Source organism: Leekyejoonella antrihumi, assembly GCF_007845645.1.
In the GTDB taxonomy this organism is placed as follows: domain Bacteria; phylum Actinomycetota; class Actinomycetes; order Actinomycetales; family Dermatophilaceae; genus Leekyejoonella; species Leekyejoonella antrihumi.
This window is the reverse complement of record NZ_VCQV01000002.1, coordinates 138147-155267: the sequence shown is the minus strand read 5'-3', so window position 1 is coordinate 155267 and position 17121 is coordinate 138147. Positions and strand designations below refer to the sequence as shown.

16 protein-coding genes are annotated in these 17121 nt (G+C 68.2%); 7 read left to right on the top strand and 9 right to left on the bottom strand.

Features of this window, described 5'->3' with window-relative positions:
* Positions 1 to 28: 28 nt before the first annotated feature.
* The 3 genes from FGL98_RS02075 to FGL98_RS02065 form a co-directional block, all read right to left on the bottom strand.
* Positions 29 to 1273 carry an LCP family protein gene (locus FGL98_RS02075; RefSeq protein ID WP_222431968.1) on the bottom strand — a complete coding sequence of 415 codons (1245 nt, stop codon included), beginning with the start codon at positions 1271 to 1273 and terminating at the stop codon, positions 29 to 31.
* Positions 1274 to 1397: 124 nt separating this feature from the next.
* A complete protein-coding gene (locus FGL98_RS02070; protein ID WP_146315000.1) occupies positions 1398 to 2747 on the bottom strand; it encodes an aspartate aminotransferase family protein in 1350 nt (449 codons plus the stop codon).
* Positions 2740 to 4254, bottom strand: a complete 1515-nt coding sequence (locus FGL98_RS02065; protein WP_146314999.1) for a CoA-acylating methylmalonate-semialdehyde dehydrogenase — start codon at positions 4252 to 4254, stop codon at positions 2740 to 2742. The genes FGL98_RS02070 and FGL98_RS02065 overlap by 8 nt, the downstream gene beginning before the upstream one ends.
* A gap of 134 nt (positions 4255 to 4388) precedes the next feature.
* On the opposite strand from FGL98_RS02065, the gene FGL98_RS02060 reads away from it, so the two are divergent.
* From FGL98_RS02060 to FGL98_RS02040, 5 genes are all read left to right on the top strand, one after another.
* Entirely contained in the window at positions 4389 to 5999 is a 1611-nt protein-coding gene (locus FGL98_RS02060; protein WP_146314998.1) for a PucR family transcriptional regulator, read from the top strand.
* 205 nt (positions 6000 to 6204) lie between these two features.
* Positions 6205 to 6957 carry an enoyl-CoA hydratase/isomerase family protein gene (locus FGL98_RS02055; RefSeq protein ID WP_146314997.1) on the top strand — a complete coding sequence of 251 codons (753 nt, stop codon included), beginning with the start codon at positions 6205 to 6207 and terminating at the stop codon, positions 6955 to 6957.
* Positions 6902 to 7060: a hypothetical protein gene (locus tag FGL98_RS27015; RefSeq protein ID WP_146314996.1), complete on the top strand. Its 159-nt coding sequence runs from the start codon at positions 6902 to 6904 to the stop codon at positions 7058 to 7060. The genes FGL98_RS02055 and FGL98_RS27015 overlap by 56 nt, the downstream gene beginning before the upstream one ends.
* Before the next feature lie 35 nt (positions 7061 to 7095).
* Positions 7096 to 7605, top strand: coding sequence for a hypothetical protein (locus FGL98_RS02045; protein WP_146314995.1), 510 nt, complete (start codon positions 7096 to 7098; stop codon positions 7603 to 7605).
* Between the two features lie 623 nt (positions 7606 to 8228).
* The gene (locus tag FGL98_RS02040) at positions 8229 to 9053 is read left to right on the top strand and encodes a Kelch repeat-containing protein (protein WP_186525928.1); all 825 of its coding nucleotides are present in this window, start codon (positions 8229 to 8231) and stop codon (positions 9051 to 9053) included.
* Between the two features lie 47 nt (positions 9054 to 9100).
* Here the strand turns inward: FGL98_RS02040 and FGL98_RS02035 are convergent, their stop codons facing one another.
* From FGL98_RS02035 to FGL98_RS02015, 5 genes are all read right to left on the bottom strand, one after another.
* Positions 9101 to 10405, bottom strand: coding sequence for a YncE family protein (locus tag FGL98_RS02035; protein WP_222431966.1), 1305 nt, complete (start codon positions 10403 to 10405; stop codon positions 9101 to 9103).
* Between the two features lie 568 nt (positions 10406 to 10973).
* On the bottom strand, positions 10974 to 12158 hold the full coding sequence (locus FGL98_RS02030; protein WP_146314993.1) for a flotillin family protein: 1185 nt from the start codon (positions 12156 to 12158) through the stop codon (positions 10974 to 10976).
* A 59-nt stretch (positions 12159 to 12217) separates the two neighbouring features.
* Positions 12218 to 12457, bottom strand: coding sequence for a hypothetical protein (locus FGL98_RS02025; RefSeq protein ID WP_146314992.1), 240 nt, complete (start codon positions 12455 to 12457; stop codon positions 12218 to 12220).
* A gap of 79 nt (positions 12458 to 12536) precedes the next feature.
* Positions 12537 to 14186, bottom strand: a complete 1650-nt coding sequence (locus FGL98_RS02020; protein WP_146314991.1) for a thiamine pyrophosphate-binding protein — start codon at positions 14184 to 14186, stop codon at positions 12537 to 12539.
* A gap of 10 nt (positions 14187 to 14196) precedes the next feature.
* A complete protein-coding gene (locus FGL98_RS02015; RefSeq protein ID WP_146314990.1) occupies positions 14197 to 14973 on the bottom strand; it encodes a cyclase family protein in 777 nt (258 codons plus the stop codon).
* Positions 14974 to 15129: 156 nt separating this feature from the next.
* On the opposite strand from FGL98_RS02015, the gene FGL98_RS26670 reads away from it, so the two are divergent.
* Positions 15130 to 15255: a hypothetical protein gene (locus FGL98_RS26670; RefSeq protein ID WP_281289140.1), complete on the top strand. Its 126-nt coding sequence runs from the start codon at positions 15130 to 15132 to the stop codon at positions 15253 to 15255.
* A gap of 18 nt (positions 15256 to 15273) precedes the next feature.
* Here the strand turns inward: FGL98_RS26670 and cyoE are convergent, their stop codons facing one another.
* Positions 15274 to 16224 (bottom strand): heme o synthase, encoded by a 951-nt coding sequence (gene cyoE / locus FGL98_RS02010; protein ID WP_146314989.1) that lies wholly within the window; start codon positions 16222 to 16224, stop codon positions 15274 to 15276.
* Positions 16225 to 16724: 500 nt separating this feature from the next.
* Between cyoE and FGL98_RS02005 the strand changes: the two genes are divergently transcribed.
* On the top strand, positions 16725 to 17081 hold the full coding sequence (locus tag FGL98_RS02005) for a hypothetical protein (RefSeq protein WP_146314988.1): 357 nt from the start codon (positions 16725 to 16727) through the stop codon (positions 17079 to 17081).
* Positions 17082 to 17121: the final 40 nt, after the last annotated feature.

Here is a 17121-nt window from a genome sequence, read left to right as displayed (position 1 = left end):
GACCGTGAACCAGTTGGCGCTCCCTCGGTCAGGGCGCCGACACCGGCACGCGTGGACTTGCGGCATACGCCTGCGTCGGCGTCATCACCTGACCATTCACCGTCACCGTGCCCTGAGTGCTCACCTGGGCGCATCCGGTCGCCGCCGTGACGGTCGTGCGGTCGCTGTTGGATGAGGCGCTCGGGGTCGCGCTCGGGTGCGTCGCCGCGCTCGTGCGCGCAGCGGTGCTGGAGCGAGCCTTCTTCTTCTGCGTGAGCGAGATGTCCGCGGCAAGCTCGCGAAAGAGCGCTGCGGCAGTGGGACCGGGGATCACCGTCGCCGAGTTCTGCGGGTTGGGGATCGTGGGCATCGTGATGAAGGTCGTGTGGCTGCCCGGCACCTTGTTGACCTGGTAGGCCAGGGAGGCCAGGTCCTTGACACTGCCCAGTCCCGGATCGACGGTGATCGCCTTGGTGGCGGCATCGGCCAGCTCATACACCTTCACCGGGTTGGCCAGCGTCGAGGCCTGCTCCATCTGGCGCAGCATCGCGGCCAGGAACAGATGCTGGGCGGCCTCTCGCCCGAGGTCACTTCCATCGCCGAATCCGTGTCTGGTGCGCAGGAACTCCAAGGCGGCAAGGCCGGTCAGAGTGTGCGACCCCTTGGCCAGCTTCAGGTGGGAATAGGGGTCGTAGACGTTCTGGTTCACACACACCTTCACCCCACCAACCGCATCGGACATCCGCACTACCCCGGCGAAGTCAATGACCATGAAGTGATCGATCGGCACACCGGTCAGCCGATGGATGGCGGAGACGGTGCAGCTCGGACCATTCGCGAACGTGCTGTTGATGCGATCGCGGTGCGCCGGCACGGTCGCGCCCGTGGTCGGGTTCGTGCAGGCCGGCAGGTCGACGACTGTGTCCCTCGGGATGCTCATGACCGTGGCGTTGCTGCGATCGGCCGAGATGTGCACCAGCATCTCGACATCGGCGTTGGCGCCCACCGACGTCGCATCGGTGGAGGTACTGGCCTGCGCGCTGCAGTCTCCGCCCAGCTTGCAGTCGGCCGAGCTCGCCCGAGTGTCCGAGCCGATCACCAGGACGTTGATCGGGGTGGCGCCCGCGCTGTTCGCGTGCTCCGACCCGCCGCCGGTCAGCCTCAGGGTGCGCAGGTTGCTGTCAAGATGAACATAGGCCACCACGCCCAGCCCCAGCGCGATGACGACGATGATCGCCAGCCCCAGCAAGGTCCTGCGCCGACGTACCCGCCGCGAGGTCTTTCTGTGTGCCAAGTCCGGCCTCCGCCCATATCGGGGGCCCGAACGGTGCGTCGAGCGTCGCCAATCGACGGTATGGAACCGTTCCGTGCCCAGCCTGGCAGTTGCCTGTATGTCCGCTGTTGACGGGTGGGCGGCGCTACCCCGCCGAGGTTCGCGCCTCGGTGAGAGCCTCGTCGAGGATCGCCAGCCCCTCACGTGCCTCATCGACCGAGGTGTTGAGCGGTGGCACGCAGTGGATCCGATTGAAGTTGGCCATCGGCAGCAGGCCACGCGTCTTGCAGGCCGCAAGGATGGCCGCCATTTCCGGGCTGCTTGCGCCATACGGTGCGAGCGGCTCCCTTGTCGCGCGGTCGGACACGAGCTCCAGTGCCCAGAATGCGCCCGTGCCACGCACCTCCCCGATCCACTCATGCTTGCCCGCGAGTGCCTGCAGCCCCGGGCCGAGGACCTCGCGCCCCAGCCGCTCGGCATGCTCGACGACGCCCTCGTCCTCCATCGCGTGAATGGTCGCGACCGCTGCCGCGCACGCCAGCGGATGACCGGAGTAGGTCAGCCCGCCGGGGTAGACCCGTTCGGCGAAGGTGCGATAGATCGGCTCGCCGATCGCGACGCCACCGAGCGGAGCATAGCCGGAGTTGACGCCCTTGGCGAAGGTCATCAGGTCCGGGACCACGTCGTCGTGCTCGACCGCGAACCACTTGCCCGCCCGGCCGAATCCGGACATCACCTCGTCGGCGATGAACATGATGCCGTGGCGGTCACACAGCTCGCGGACACCGCGTAGGTAGCCCGGCGGCGGCACCATGATCCCGGCCGTCCCCGGAATCGACTCGAGCAGGATCGCGGCGATCGTCGAGGGCCCCTCGAGCTGGATCACCTGCTCCAGATGGGCGAGCGCACGCTCGCACTCCTCCTCCTGCGTGGTCGCCGAGAAGGCGCTGCGATAGAGGAACGGCCCGAAGAAGTGAACTACCCCGTCGGCGGCGGCATCGCTCGCCCAGCGCCTCGGGTCGCCCGTGACGTTGACGGCCAGATGCGTGCCCCCGTGGTAGGAGCGATATCTCGACAGCACCTTCGGTCGGCCGGTATGCAGCCGGGCCATCCGGATGGCGTGCTCGTTCGCGTCCGCGCCACCGTTCGTGAAGAACATCCGGTCCAGCCCATCCGGCGTGTGCGTCGAGATGAGCCGGGCAGCCTCGGACCGCGCATCGTTGACGGTGCCCGGCGCAATGGTGCACAGGATCGCCGCCTGCTCCTGGATCGCCCGCACCACCTTCGGGTGCTGGTGACCCAGGTTGGTGAAGACCAGTTGCGAGGCGAAGTCGAGGTATCGGTTGCCGGCACCGTCCCACACGTAGGCACCCTCGGCCTTGGTGACCACCATCGGGTCGAGCTTCTCCTGGGCCGACCACGAGTGGAAGACATGCCGGCGATCCAGCTCGTAGGCCCGCTCCGCGCCGGCCAGGTCCGTGCTCCGCTCAGTCATTTTGCGGGAACCCCAGCTCGAGACCGCCCTCATGACGGGTGCCCGGGTCCGGCCAGCGGGAGGTGATGACCTTCGAGCGGGTGAAGAAGTGCACGCCCTCGGTGCCGTAGGCGTGCGTGTCGCCGAAGAGCGAGCGCTTCCAGCCGCCGAAGGAGTGGTAGGCGACAGGGACCGGGATCGGCACGTTCACACCGACCATCCCGACCTGCACCTCGCGGGAGAAGCGTCGCGCGGCGCCACCGTCGTTGGTGAAGACCGCGGTGCCGTTTCCGTACTCGTTGCGGTTGATCAGCTGGACGGCCTCCTCGAACGTCTCGACCCGGATCACCGACAGGACCGGCCCGAAGATCTCCTCGGTGTATATGTCCATGTCTTCCGTCACATGGTCGAAGAGCGTTGGGCCCAACCAGAATCCGTCCTTGTCACCACGCGGCTTGACCTCACGGCCGTCGATGACGACCTTTGCGCCGGCCTTCTCGCCGGAGTCGATGAAGCCCGCCACGCGATCCCGGTGGGCCTTGGTGACGAGCGGCCCCATGTCGACCTCCTTCTCGTCCGTCGGGCGGCCATCGCCGATCACGAGCGTGCCGGTGCGCTCGGCGATGCGAGCGATGAGGTCGTCGGCGATCGGCTCGACGGCGACCAGCACACTGATGGCCATGCAGCGCTCCCCCGCGCTGCCGTATCCGGCGTTCACCGCGGCATCGGCGGCCGCGTCCAGGTCGGCGTCGGGCAGGACGACCATATGGTTCTTGGCGCCACCCAGTGCCTGGACCCGCTTGCCGTGGTTGCTCGCCTGCTCATAGACGTACTGGGCGATCGGGGTGGATCCGACAAAGCTGATCGCATCGACGTCCGGGCTGGTCAGCAGTGCGTCGACGGCGGTCTTGTCGCCCTGCAACACGTTGAAGACGCCGTCCGGCAGTCCGGCCTCCTGCCAGAGCTTGGCCATCCAGATCGAGGCCGACGGGTCCTTCTCGCTCGGCTTGAGCACGACGGCGTTGCCGGCGGCGAGGGCGACCGGGAAGAACCACATCGGCACCATGGCCGGGAAGTTGAACGGGCTGATGATGCCGACGACCCCAAGGGGTGCCCGCACGGAGTGCACGTCGATCCCGGTGGATGCGTTCTCGGAGAAGTCACCCTTGAGCAGCTGGGAGATCCCGCACGCGAGCTCCACGACCTCGAGTCCGCGCGCGATCTCGCCCAACGCATCCGAGTGCACCTTGCCGTGCTCGGCGGTGATCAGCTCGGCGAGCTCGTCCTTGCGCGCGCTGAGCAGCTCCCGGAAGGCGAAGATGACCTGGGTCCGCCGCGCCAGCGAGGTATTCGCCCACGCCTCACTCGCCCGGACGGCAGACGCAATCACTGCGTCGGCATCGTCTTTGCCGGCCAGCGCAAGCCGACCCGTCACCTGCCCGGTCGCCGGATTGGTGACATCCGCCCACCGCTGTGCGGTGCCCTGGGACTCCGCTCCGTCGAACCAGTGCGAGATCACCTTGCTCATCGAGGTCTCCTTTGTGTCGTAGGACTCCCATGGTGTGGCTCGTGGCGACCGACGAGGCCCGACACTCTGTAGGATTGTTATCTCCATCCCGACACTATGTCGGCACAATCCAGGAAGAGCCGAAAGGACGCGCCATGCCTGCGCTGACCGTTGCCGACGTGCTGCGGATGCCCATGGTGCGCAGCGCGGGACCACGAGTGCTGGCCGGCGGCGACGGCCTGCGCAGGACCGTGCGCTGGGTGCACACCACCGAGCTGGCCGACATCGCTCCCCTGCTGCGCGGCGGCGACCTGGTGCTGACCACCGGCATCGCCCTGCCGGACAGCGACGACGACCTGCGAGCCTTCGCCATGAGCCTCGGCGACAGTGAGGCCGCCGGTCTGCTGATCGAGCTGGGCCGGCGCTGGTCGCAGGTCCCGCACGCTCTGGCGCAGGCGTGTGACCAGCTCGCGATGCCTCTCGTGGCCCTGACGCGCGAGGCGCGGTTTGCGTCCATCGCGCAGGCCGTCGGTGAGCGCATCGTCGATGAGCAGCTGGCCGAGCTGCGGGAGGCCCAGCGCGTCCATGACACCTTCACTGAGCTCAGCATCGCCGAGGCCGGCCCGCGCGAGATCCTCGAGGCCGTGCAGCGGCTCTCCGGCGCCGCCGTCGTCCTCGAAAACGAGGAGCACCGCGTTCTGGACTACCGAGCCGGCCCGGGTGACATCACCGACTTCCTCGCCGACTGGCAGATCCGGTCTCGTCGGGTGCACCTGGAGGGCCGCACCTCGTGGGACCAGGCGAGCGGATGGTTGGTCACCCGGCTCGGACGCAAGGGCCGGGGCTGGGGGCGCCTGGTCGTCCAGACGCCGACGGAGCCGCCGCAACGTCTCATCGCGACGGCGGAGCGCGCGGCCGCCGCACTAGCCCTGCACCGGCTGCACGACCGCCACCGGGACAGCCTGGCCCGCCGCACCCACCATGAGCTGCTTGTCGCGCTGCTCCTGGACCCGACCGATCCCGAGCTGCTCCGACGCTGCGACCTGGCCGGACTGCCTACGGTCAAGCGCAAGTTCATCGGCCTCACGCTGAGACCACGGGTCAGCACGGGCGGCCGCGCCCGCCTTCCGGACGGCTTCGTGGACGAGGTCATCGCCTCCGTCGTGCGTGGTGCGCACCGCATGCGGGTCCCCGCGCTGGTGTGCGAGATCGACAGGGACATCCGAGTCCTCATCGCGATACCGCCGACGGCCGACTCGGTCCGTGCCGCCGAGAACCTGGCCAAGTCGATCGCTCACCGGCGCGAGGTGATCGTCGCGGCGGGCCGAGCAGCGGTGCAGGCCGGGGAGATCGACCGCACCCTGCGCGAGGCGCAGCACGTGGCGGAGTCGGTGACGCGCGAGACGACGGACCGGGCCGTGCACTGGCTGGAGGACGTGCACCTGCGCGGCCTGCTGACCCTGCTGGCCGACGATGACCGGCTGCAGCTCTTCGTGGGCCGCGAGCTCGACGCTCTGAAGGCACACGACGCGCGAGAGGGCAGTCGACTGCTCGATGCCATCTGGGCGCTGCTGCAGCATCCCGGCAGCAAGTCCGAGGCCGCCGCCAGTATCCACCTGTCCCGGCCGGCGTTCTATGACCGGCTCGCGAAGGCCGAGCGGCTGCTCGGCGTCGACCTGGACGACCCCGACATCCGGGTCTCCTTGCATGTCGCGCTGCTCGCCGACCAACGCTCCTCCCCGGATCCCGCCGAGTCGCAGTCGTGACCCGGATGTACTCGTCGGCGCAGCGGTCTCTCAGCCGACCGTGCTTTGATTTCTTGACGCACTCCACCCTGGCGACAAGACTGGATCCTCGCCAGGACGGACCGTCGATCAACCACATCGCGCAGATCAAGGAGCCCAGAGTGCAGTTGCAGGTCACAGTGGGCAAGCCGGCTGCACGGCGTCGTGCAACCACTGCGGACCATGCATGAGCACCATCACGGTCGGGCGCGCGGGGGGCGTCGTCACGATCGTCGTCGGTGATGCGCATCGCAACAACGCCCTGGGCGAGGCCGACTGGGGTCGGCTGGCCCAGGAGGTGACGTCGGCGGCCCAGGCGGACGGCATACGCGCCGTGGTGCTGTCCGGGCACGGGGAGACATTCAGCACGGGGTTCGACATGGCGGAGTGGGAAGATGCCGACCTGGCCGCCGTGAACCGATGCTTCACCGCGATGGAGCACTGCTTCCGGACCATCGAGCGGGCGCCGGTGCCGGTCATTGCCGCCGTCGAGGGTGCCGCGATCGGGGCGGGATGTCAGCTCGCGCTGGCCTGCGACCTCGCGGTCCTTGGCATGTCGGCCCGTATCGGTATGCCGATTGCTCGCCTGGGGATCCTCGCCTCGCCCGCGTTCGTCGAGCGGATCACGGCCAAGACCGGTGCCACGCTCGCCTCGGACCTCTACCTGACCGGGCGGTTGTTGCGGGCGGACGAGGCCCATTCGACGGGCCTGATCTCGCGGGTCGTCGCGGACGGCACGGCACGCACCACTGCGCAGCGGCTTGCCGCCAAGATCGCCACCTATCCCCCGGCCGCCGTCACGTCCGCCAAGGAGGCGATCGCGCTGGTCACCAGGGGCGACCAGTCGGTGCAGCGGGCCGAGGTGATGCCGTCGGTGTCGCTGGGTGAGTTCCGGGCGGCCGTGCGCACCTTCTTGCGCCGCCACGCCCACACGGCCTAGCCCTTCGGCCAGCCGGAGTGTGGGGGTGATCGACGCGGCCACCAACGCGGTCACCGCCACCGTCCCCATCGGGGGCGAACCGGTCGGGGTCGCGGTGGACTGATCCACCCACACCGCCTACGTGGCCGACGAGCCGATGTGTCGGTGATCACCGCGGCCTCCCCGCCGGCCGGTGGGACCGTGTCCTATTACGCGGACGGTAGGTGGCAGGGGTTGGGCACCGCCGGCAGCACCAGGACGGTCACCACGGACATCGCACCCGGAACGTACTCGTTCGCGATGACCTACAACGGGACCCGGCAACAGCTGAACAAGCAGACCGTGTCGGCAACCGGTGCGAGCACGATGGCGTTTAAGACCGACCTGGTCAATGTGGAGTTGCAGGGCAGCGACAGCAACGGGCACGTCGGGCAGATCCTGGACCTGCCCGGAAACGGGGCGGCCTCCTACTACGCCGACGGGTGGCAGACGGTCACCACCCCGGATGCGAACAACCCGAACCTGGTGCAGGCGCAGATGCTGCCCGTGCGGACAATCAGACCACGATGCTCGCCATCGGGGGCCGTGACTTTTACGGGATCCCGGGCGCCCCTGGCGTCCCGTATGCCAGACCTTTGCTGCCGCAGGTCAGACGGCCCGTCGGCGTGATCGTCGCCGCCGGACGTTCGTTTCGGGGTAACGGGGTTGTGATCTGGGGAACCTCACTGAGTCGGCACGCGGTTCGGCTGGATCGTCGTGCCGAGCGGGCGTACTCCTTTCCGTTCCCGCGCCCCGCTGGTCACCTCGTCCCCTACAACGAGTTCGCCTGTCCTGCTGGCACGCAAACCCTGAGATGCCAATAGCGCCACCCGTGACCGGGGCACAGCACCCCAAGGTCAGCCGTCGGCGGTCCAGCCGGGTAAGGGCTTGCGGTGTGCCCGCGCGGCGCTTGGTACACGGTGCCGGGCATCGACAGAATCACGGCGCCGGCCAGTGGTGGCGATCGCACTCCACCCCGCATCCTCCCCTCGGCGTGGTCGGGGACCTCGACGCTGGGGTGGGGGATCTACCCAATCCTGAGCGTCTGCTCATCGGGTCTGGGCATAGTTGCCGATGTGAGAATCCATCGGCGTGTGCTGTTGAGTGTTGCTACCAGTGTGGGTGTCGCGGGTGTCGCGGCGTGCGGCTCAGGAGTGTCCGGCACAGTTGTGCATACATCGGTTCACAGCCCCGTGGCCGCGCCTGTCGCGCCGTTGTCGTTCACGATCCGTGCTTCGGGCATGCGCCTACCCGTGGCAACGTCGCGCCCCGTCGTGCTCGCGGACGGCTCAACGATGTTGTGCATCGGTGGTCTTGCGCCGACCGGTGCGCACAGCACCTCTGCGATCTGGCGGGTTAATCCGACCACCGGTCGGGTCACAGCCGACGGGAGCCTGGTCGATGCCGTACATGACGCGGGTGGTGCCGTCTTGCGGGGGCAGGACATCGTCTTCGGCGGAGGGGGCGCATCGGTGGATTCAACGGTGCAGCTTGTCTCTCCTGGCCGCACGGGTCGAGTTGTCGGACACCTGCCTACGCCGCGAGCGGACCTGGTAGCGGTTGGGTCAGGTGGCGCGGCCTACGTCGCCGGTGGGTTCGACGGTCGCGCGTTGAGTGGCACCGTCCTGCGAACCACGGACGGGCAGCACTTCGCCGACGTCGCCGCGCTCGCTGTCCCCGTGCGGTATCCGGCTGTGGTCGCGGTGCCCCACGCGATCTACCTCTTTGGTGGCGAACGGGGCGGAGCGCTGACGGACGTCGTCCAGCGCATCAACCTCGCCTCAGGCATGACCACCGTCGTGGCTCACCTGCCAATCGCCCTCGGACATGCCGGGGCACTGGTGCTGGACGGGACGATCCTGGTCGCGGGGGGCAAGACGCGGCTCGGGTCGCCCCCTGTGGAGACCACGAGTGTGCTGGCATTCGACCCAGCGCGCGGGACGTTCCGGCGCGTCGGCTCCCTGCCGCGCCCGGCATCGGACTTCGGCACGGCAGTCGTAGGCGGTGTGGGGTACCTCCTCGGGGGAGAGAACGCCGAGAATCTGTCGACGATCGTGGAGATTCACGGCCGCCGCTGACCGGTGGGAGGTTCGGCGAACGTGCATCGCGATCGCCTCGCATCGACTCAGCGCATGTTACCGGTGTGCCCGAGGGAGTACCGGCCAGGTTGCGGCCAGACCAGGAGTCCGTGCGGTCCGGGGTCGACGGGAATCTCGTGGGTGAGCTTGCCGGTGCGCGTATCGAACACGTAGACGACCGCGTTGTACCGCCCGGACAGCCACAGTTGAGTGCCGTCCGCGCTCACACCGCCCATGTCCGGAGAGCCGCCGCCAGGTATCCGCCACTTGGCGACGGGTTCAAGGGTCGACGCGTCGAGCACCGAGATGGATCCCTCGTCCCGGTTACTGACGTAGATCTTCGTGTCATCTCGTGAAGGATAGATGCCATGAGCACCCAACCCGGTGTGGATGAACCGGTCGACCTTGAACGTCTTGGCGTTGATCACCCAGACGCCGTTGCGTAGCATGTCGGCCGCAAGAAACCACTTGCCGTTCGGTGTCAGGCGGACATCCTGCGGCATCGCGGATGCGCCGGGCTTGAGGCTGGACTTGGGTCCGCCCATCGAGTGCGCCTGTTGGGCCGATGTGGCGCCGGGGGTCTTGATGGTGTTGAGGTTGATGACGTGCTCGACCCGCGTGACATCCTTGTCGATGACCAGCAGCTTGCCGCTGAACTCGCAGGAGGCCAGGAAGTGGTTCAGGTCGGCGGTATAGTCGGCGTGGTTGACGCCGGCGCACGGCACCCGCACGGTGTGCTGGAGCGCCATTGTCGTCGGGTTGCGCACATCGATGCGGTCCAGCTTCTCCGCCATCACCAGGGCATGCCGGCCGTCCGGGGTGAAGTAGAGGTTGTACGGGAAGCCGACCCGGGTCGGTGTGCCGAGCCTGCCGGTCTGTGGGTTGATCGGTGTCAGTGCATCACCCACGTCGGAATTGACCCACAGGGTGCGCAGGTCGTGGCTGGGCACAACGTGCTCGGGTGATGCAGCAACCCGGTAGGTGGCGATCACCTTGTAGGTGTACGGGTCGATGATCTGCAGCCGGCCGGACTGCTGGTCCGGCACGTAGACGAGTTGGCGGGCCTGGCGCGCCACCGGGCTGAGCTCGCCGACCTTGGTGTGCGCATAGACCGGTCTACCATCCGGTGCCAGCCCGAACGCGGGCGCCGCCGTCGTCTTACGCATCGTGGCTGTGCCCGTGCGGGAGGCTGCTGGCGGCGTGGTGGAGGACGCTGAGCAGCCAGCAACGCCGAGCAGCACACCGACAAGGATCGCCGCGGTTCCAGCGCGCCGCCTCGACTGGGTCTTCACCAGGCCGCGGCCCGCTCGCGTAGGTGACGACGGGGTGACGCTCATCTGAGGCGTTCGCACGATGTTGCTCCTGCGCAGTGAGTAGGGCGAGGCGAGAGCCGGCACCTCCTATAGGAACCGGCCATTAGTGCATTGCGCATAATAGGGTCCCGTCCTGAGTTCGCAGATCGCCTTAGAAGTCGGACTGATCGCCTGCTTCCCACGCCGGTGGCGCGAGGTGGTTGACCTTGGGTCTCGAGCTCGGCCAACTGGGCCGGGAGTGCAACGATCTTCGCGCGCCGAGCACGGTCTTTAGCGGTGTCGGCGCGGTCCTGGAGGGTCTGCACATCCTGGCGTTGGCATTCGGCCCGGGCCTTCACCCGGCCGTTCGGCCATGATCGTCGGTTGCCTGCCGTAGCGCGGTCGTCGTGGTCTCGAGGAGAGGCCGCACTGTCGAGGGCGACCGAGTCCATGCGCTTCGGACTCGCGCCACGAGGAGTGCAGGTCCTCGGCCTGTACCTGGGCGCGCGATGCGCACGCCGTTCTCAACCAGTCCGTTCGCCGAGCGGTACGCGCCCATTCTGGCGGCCTCGTCGAACGGCCGATGAGTCACTGCCCTGGTGGGCACGCCGCTCCGCGCCCGCAGCTGCTAGGCCTTCGGCCAGGCAGTATTGCTGCTTCCGTCGTCGTCGTGGTCGGCGTGGTCGTCCCGGGTCTCGATCGCCTTGGTCTCGCCGGTCGAGTCCTGAGTCTTCTTGGCGGAGCCGACGTCACCGCGCAGCGCCTCGAAGATTGCCAGACCCTGGCTGGCCAGCCCCGATACCACCTCCGACAGCCCGTCGGACCCGTTCAGCATGGTCACATTGGCGCCCGCGAGCCCGTTGGCCGCCTTCTCCACAATCTGCGGCAGCTGGGCGATGAGCGCCTGGTCGAGGGCGACCCGGTTGCTCGATGCTGCGGCGGCCGCCTGGATCTGGGTCTTCTCGGCGTCCGCCCTGGCCAGGATGCGCACGCGCTCCGCCTCCGCCTCCGCCGGCTTGACGACCTCTGCGACCAGTTGCTGCTGACGCAGCTGAGCCTGTCGCTGGGCCAGGTCGGTCTGGGCGTTGATGACCTCCTGCTGGGACTGCGCCTCGGCCAGCGGACCCGCCTGGGCCGCCTTCGCCTCGGCCGACTGGGTCTCTGCTGCATAGCCCGCGCGTGCCACCGCCGTGTCCCGCTCGAACTGTGCCTGGGCGCGCCGAGACTGCTGCTCCGCCTCCGCCGCCGCCTGGTTGGCGCTGGCCTGGGCGATCTGAGCAGCCTGCTGGATGCGGGCGTTGTGCGGCGCGGCCATCGCCTTGATGTACCCCAACCCGCCGTCATCGATGTTCTGGATCTGCAGGGCGTCGACGATCAGCCCCATCTTGGCCATCTCCCCCTTCGACCCGTCGAGCACCTCACCGGCCAGCTTCTGTCGTTCGGTGATGATCTCCTCCACCGTCATCGAGCCGATGATCGAGCGCAGGTGCCCGGCGAAGATGCGTCCGGTCAGCGTCGCCATCTGCCCCTGGTCGGACAGGAAGCGCTGACCGGCGTTGACGATGGACTCCGAGTCGTTGCCGACCTTGGCCGCGATGACTGCCCGCACGGACAGCTGAATCCCCTGCTTCGTGACGCACGGCTCCTCCACCTCGGCCTCATACAGCGCCAGGGTGAGGAACTGCGCCTTGCGGAAGAACGGGACGATGAACGCCCCGTGCCCGGTAACGACGCGGAAGGGTGAGGTGCCGGATGACTTGCCCCCGGAGATCAACATTGCCTGGTCCGCTTGCGGAACCCGATAGCCGAACATGGTTGTGCTCCTTTGTGATGTCAGTCAGTGCGCCCTCATAGGCGCAGCACGCTACGCCCTTATAGGCGCAACAACGAGTCGAGTAGTTCGCCCCACGGTTCGACCAGCACGGTGCGCGGTCCGAGGACCTCGACACAGACGATCTCCTGGCCCTTGACCAGCGGCCTCATGGAGTGCGCGATATAGGTCTCCGTACCCCCTCGAATGCGGAACTCGGCCTCCCCCGGACCATCCTCTCCGCGGGTCGCGATGGTGAGCCGACCGGTGAGCCCGTTCGGCAGCAGGTCTGCGTAGCTCACCGCGAAGCACCACGCGGGTCGACCCCCGACTCGTTCATGTTCCAGAATCTACTCCGTACGGTCGATCGAACGGACCAACTCAGTGACCGAAGGCTTCAGCGAGCCACCACGAGGGCTCGTCCGCGACAACCTTCGCGTCGATCAGCAGCGGCTTGGACCGGTCGGCCAACCACGCGCCGACCGAGGAAAGGTCCTCCACGCATCTCACCGTGAGTGCATCGAAACCGTATCCCTTCGCAATCGCGGTGAAGTCGGTGTCCGGGAAGGTCACGCTGTCCAGAGCCCGACCGGACGACCGGAAGTGGTGCACCTCCGCGCCGTACGCCTGGTCGTTGAAGATCACGACCACCATCGGTAGGCGCAGCCGCGCGACGGTCTCCAGCTCGGCGGCCGACATCAGCGCCCCCCCGTCGCCCAGCGCGGCGATCGGCAGCCGGTCCGGGCGGGCCAGCGCCGCGCCGATGGTGGTCGCCAGGCCGAGCCCGATCGACTGGAAGGCCTGCGTGAAGCAGAAGCCGAACTCGTCGGGCACCCTCAGGTACATGCTCGGGTATCCCATGAAGTTACCCGAGTCCACCCCGATGATGCGCTCATCGGGCAGCATCCTGTCCAGGGCCAGGCACAGCGCGCGGGGATCGATGCGCCCGGCGCCGCCGGCATCGGCATACGGCACATCGCACCAGGAGACCCGCGCCGCGATATCCTGACGAATCTGCGGCGTGCGGTACCCGGGCAGCGGGTCAGCTGCGAGGGCGCGCAGCGCGGCCTGCGCCGTGGCGCGCACGTCACCGAGCACGCCGAAGGTGATGCCACGATGGGCGCCGAGGGCGTCGGCGTCGAGGTCGACCTGGGCGACCGTCGCGTCGTCCGCGATGAGACGACCATGTCGCATCGTCCACATGTTCAAAGCACAACCCCAGCCGACGATGAGGTCGGCTCCGGAGATGAGCTCCGCGGCCAGCGGTGAGGCGAATCCACCTGAGACGTCCAGCGACCACGGGCTGCCGTTGAAGAGTCCCTTGGCCACGGCAGAGGTCGCCAGCAGTGCGCCGCACCGGTCTGCGAGCGCTTCCAACGCCTGACGGCACCCGGCGCCGCGGCTGCCGCGGCCGGCGACGAAGACCGGGCGCCGGGCTTGCTGCAGCGCATCGGTCAGCCGCCGTAGGTCGTGTAGGTCGAGCATCCGGGACCCCGCCCCGGCGCCCCAGAGCGGGCTCGCCGCAGCGCCGGCTGCCTCCGGCTGCGGGGCTTCGGCGGTCTGCACCTCCAGCGGCAGGTTGAGCAGCACGACCCGCCGATCGTTCCGGGCCAGCTGCACCGCCTGGCGAGCAGTCCACTCTGCGGTCGCCGCATCGTCCACCCGCAGGGGCACCGCGCCGACCGAGCGGGCCAGCGCCGGCTGGTCGACGTAGAAGTTCGACAGGGGTGCGGTCGCCTCGGCGGCCAGCACGACCATCGGCGTGCGGCTCTTGGCGGCCTCGGTGATCCCGGTCATGGCGTTGGTGAGTCCGCATCCCTGGTGCACCGTCAGCGCCGCGACGCTCCCGGACATGCGGGCGTAGGCATCGGCCATCGTGGCGCCGCCGCTCTCGTGCCGCGCCGCCACATACGTCGCGCCGGCTCGGGTCATCGCGTCGGTGACCTCGAAGTTGCCCGACCCGACGACCCCGAATACATGGTCGATCCCCGCGTCCACCAGCGTCCGCCCGACGAGCTCGGCAACGTTCACGGCCGGGCACTCACGAGGGCTCGACGAGCGCGAGCGCGCGTGCGGGGCTGCCGGTCCCGCCGACGATCGGCAACGGAGCCACCACGATCACCGCACCGGTTGCGGGCAGGAGCGCGAGGTTCTGCAACGACGTGAGGCCGTACTTGTCATGCCCGAGCAGGTGGTAGTGAGCCGCAAAGGGCGGGTCCAGCTCGGCGCCGCGGCCCGCGTCGATGCCGACCGTCTCGACCCCGAAGCCGGAGATCGGGCGCTGCGTCGCCAGCCAGTGCGCGGCCTCGGCGGTGATGCCCGGGGTGTGCGATCCATGCTCGTCCACGTTCAATGACGCGTCCTGGTCGTCGGCGAAGCGGTCCCACCCGGTGCGCATCAGCAGCCACCCGTTGGCCGGAAGCCGGCCGTGGTCCGCCTCCCACGCCTCGATGTGGGATACGTCCATGAGGAAGTCCGGGTCCTTGGCGACCTGGTCGCACACATCGATCACCACCGCCGGCCCGACCAGCCGGGCGGGCGGAATGCTCGCGACATCGTGGCCGTCGCGACCGCTGACCCAGTGCACCGGAGCATCGAGGTGGGTGCCGATGTGTTCCCCGGTGTGGATGTTGTGGTGCTTCCAGAAGGGGCCCGGTTCGTTGTAGGCGCTGACCTCCTCCAGGCTGAAGTCGATCAGGTTGGCGAACGGCTCCGGCAGCCGGAGGGTCGGCGTGTCGGCGGAGAGCCGGTTCGTCAGGTCGATGACCTCGACGGACCCGTCGGCAAGAGCTGAGGCAAAACTGGCGAGCACTGACATGGTCTGCGGCCTTTCGGGGGCAAAATCCGACGTGAGTTCTGGTCACGCACCTGCCGCAAATTCTGCCCCCGATGCACCGCGCTCGCAGGCACTCTGCCGATCCTGGCGTACCGTGGGGAATGGAGCCACCACGGCTTCCTAACACCAGGAGAGACCATGAGCGACAAGTCGCCACGGCACAATATGTCCAAGAAGTCCTCCAAGAGCATCAAGGAGAAGCGCGCCGACAAGCGGGCGAAGCACGACGACCAGACCTTCCACGACAAGGTCACCGGCAAGTAGCGGCCTCCGCCCCGTCGCCTATGGCAGGACGGGGCCGACCGCGACCATGACGCACAGCGCCAGGATCATCACCATCGAGAAGCGGAACATCCGCCGGGCCCAGGCGCCCGGATCGGCCGCGCGCAGGCCGAGCGTGCCGATCCAGATCCAGTAGATCCCGAGCGCGCCCATGACCACCGTGTAGACGATGCCGACGTAGCCGAACACCGGCAGCAGCAGAGTCGCGACGACGAACGCGACCGTGTAGGCGAGGATCTCCCGGATGGTGTGCGGGATGCCCTTGACGACCGAGATGACGGGGACGCCGGCGCGCGCATACTCGTCCCGCCGATAGATCGCGATGGAGTAGAACTCCGGCATCTGCCACAGGAAGAGGATGGCGAACGCGATGATCGCGCCGGCATCGACGCGGTCGGTGACCGCGAGGTAGCCGGCGAAGATCGGTGCCGCTCCGGACACGCTGCCGACCAGGGTGCCGTGGATCGACATCCGCTTGGAAAGCATCCCGTAGAGCCACACGTAGCAGGCAAAGCCCGCAACGCCGACCGCGACCACCAGCCAGTTCGTCCAGGCCACGAGCACCGCCATACCGATGACGCCGAGGCCGATCGAGAAGGCCACCGCTCCTTGGAGCGGAACGCTGCCGGTGACGGTCGCGCGCTTACGGGTGCGCTCCATGACCGTGTCGATGTCGCGGTCGAGCACGTTGTTGAGCACGCATGCCGAGGCGATGACCATGGTGCTGCCGAGGCAAAGGGCCACGAAGCGCCCCAGGTGGAAGTAACCGGCGCTGGCCAGCGCGAAGCCGGCCGCCGCAGTCAGCGCGTTGCCGTAGAGCACGCCGGGCTTGGTCAGTGAGTAGTACCGCGTGAACGTGTCACGCAGCCCGCGACCGTCGGCTCGGGCTGCGAGCGCCGCGTCGGTGCCGTCGATACGGCCACCCGCCGGTGACGACGCACGCGTGCTCATCGAAGCGGTCTCCTTCCAGACTGCGCCATCTGGCGCTCGCCGGCGGCAGAAGCCGGATCTGTGCTGCGTGCGGCCTGCCAGCACACCCCACGCACAACGAACCCGTCCATTGTCCTATGTCCTCAAGTGCCGCGCATGCGAGGGTCACCTCATGTGGCGCACACCACGTCCCGGCGGACGCCCGATGCCCCTCGCCTGGTTCGGACCGGCCCTCGCCACTCTCAGCAAACGGGTGTAAACCTGAAATTGCGACACAGAGACGCGACTGCGCGGTGTGCGTACTTGTCGTGGGCCTCCTCGGGGACGCGGGAGACGGCTGGCCGCCGCGGCCGGTCGGTGTGGTCCATGACCGGTTGCGGACATCCGGAGCGAGTCACCGTCACGCCGAGTCGGCTCGTGCCGCGACTCGGTGACTGGCCAGGACGGTGCCCGCTCTCGTGTAGGTGACCGGCATAACGGGTCGGTCGCCTTTGCACGGCGTAGAACGGGACGTGGTATCCATGGCACTCACCAGTGAAGAGCGCAAGTCATTCGAGCACATCGTGACGCAGCTGAGCACCTCTGACCGATGGTTCACCTGGCGCACCGCCCCCAGCACTCGACGTGGCATGTGGGTGCGGCGGCAGATCTGGCGCGTGATCAGCGCGCCGTTGATGGTCTGGGGCGCCATGACCGCGGCGGGCGCGTGGCTGCTGGCGTCGACCGTTTCCACGGCCTGCGCCATCACCCGTCTCGGACGGTATTGGTGGAGCATCCTGTCCCGTACCCCGCAACGGCTCGCCCTCTTACTGCGCGCGTTCTGGCAGCGGGCCCGCCATCGCACAAAAGCGCGGTCTTCGGGCCGACGAGCCGGTTAATTCCGCGCCATTCGGAAACATCTTGACGAAGTTGTCCGAA

What these genes read in the sequence shown, in the direction of transcription:
- FGL98_RS02060 (WP_146314998.1), top strand. Translation starts at nt 4,389, where the DNA reads ATGCCTGCGCTGACCGTTGCCGACGTGCTGCGGATGCCCATGGTGCGC.
- FGL98_RS26670 (WP_281289140.1), top strand. Translation starts at nt 15,130, where the DNA reads ATGAGCGACAAGTCGCCACGGCACAATATGTCCAAGAAGTCCTCCAAG.
- FGL98_RS02015 (WP_146314990.1), bottom strand. Translation starts at nt 14,973, where the DNA reads ATGTCAGTGCTCGCCAGTTTTGCCTCAGCTCTTGCCGACGGGTCCGTC.
- FGL98_RS02055 (WP_146314997.1), top strand. Translation starts at nt 6,205, where the DNA reads ATGAGCACCATCACGGTCGGGCGCGCGGGGGGCGTCGTCACGATCGTC.
- FGL98_RS02070 (WP_146315000.1), bottom strand. Translation starts at nt 2,747, where the DNA reads ATGACTGAGCGGAGCACGGACCTGGCCGGCGCGGAGCGGGCCTACGAG.
- cyoE (WP_146314989.1), bottom strand. Translation starts at nt 16,224, where the DNA reads ATGAGCACGCGTGCGTCGTCACCGGCGGGTGGCCGTATCGACGGCACC.
- FGL98_RS02030 (WP_146314993.1), bottom strand. Translation starts at nt 12,158, where the DNA reads ATGTTCGGCTATCGGGTTCCGCAAGCGGACCAGGCAATGTTGATCTCC.
- FGL98_RS02005 (WP_146314988.1), top strand. Translation starts at nt 16,725, where the DNA reads ATGGCACTCACCAGTGAAGAGCGCAAGTCATTCGAGCACATCGTGACG.
- FGL98_RS02065 (WP_146314999.1), bottom strand. Translation starts at nt 4,254, where the DNA reads ATGAGCAAGGTGATCTCGCACTGGTTCGACGGAGCGGAGTCCCAGGGC.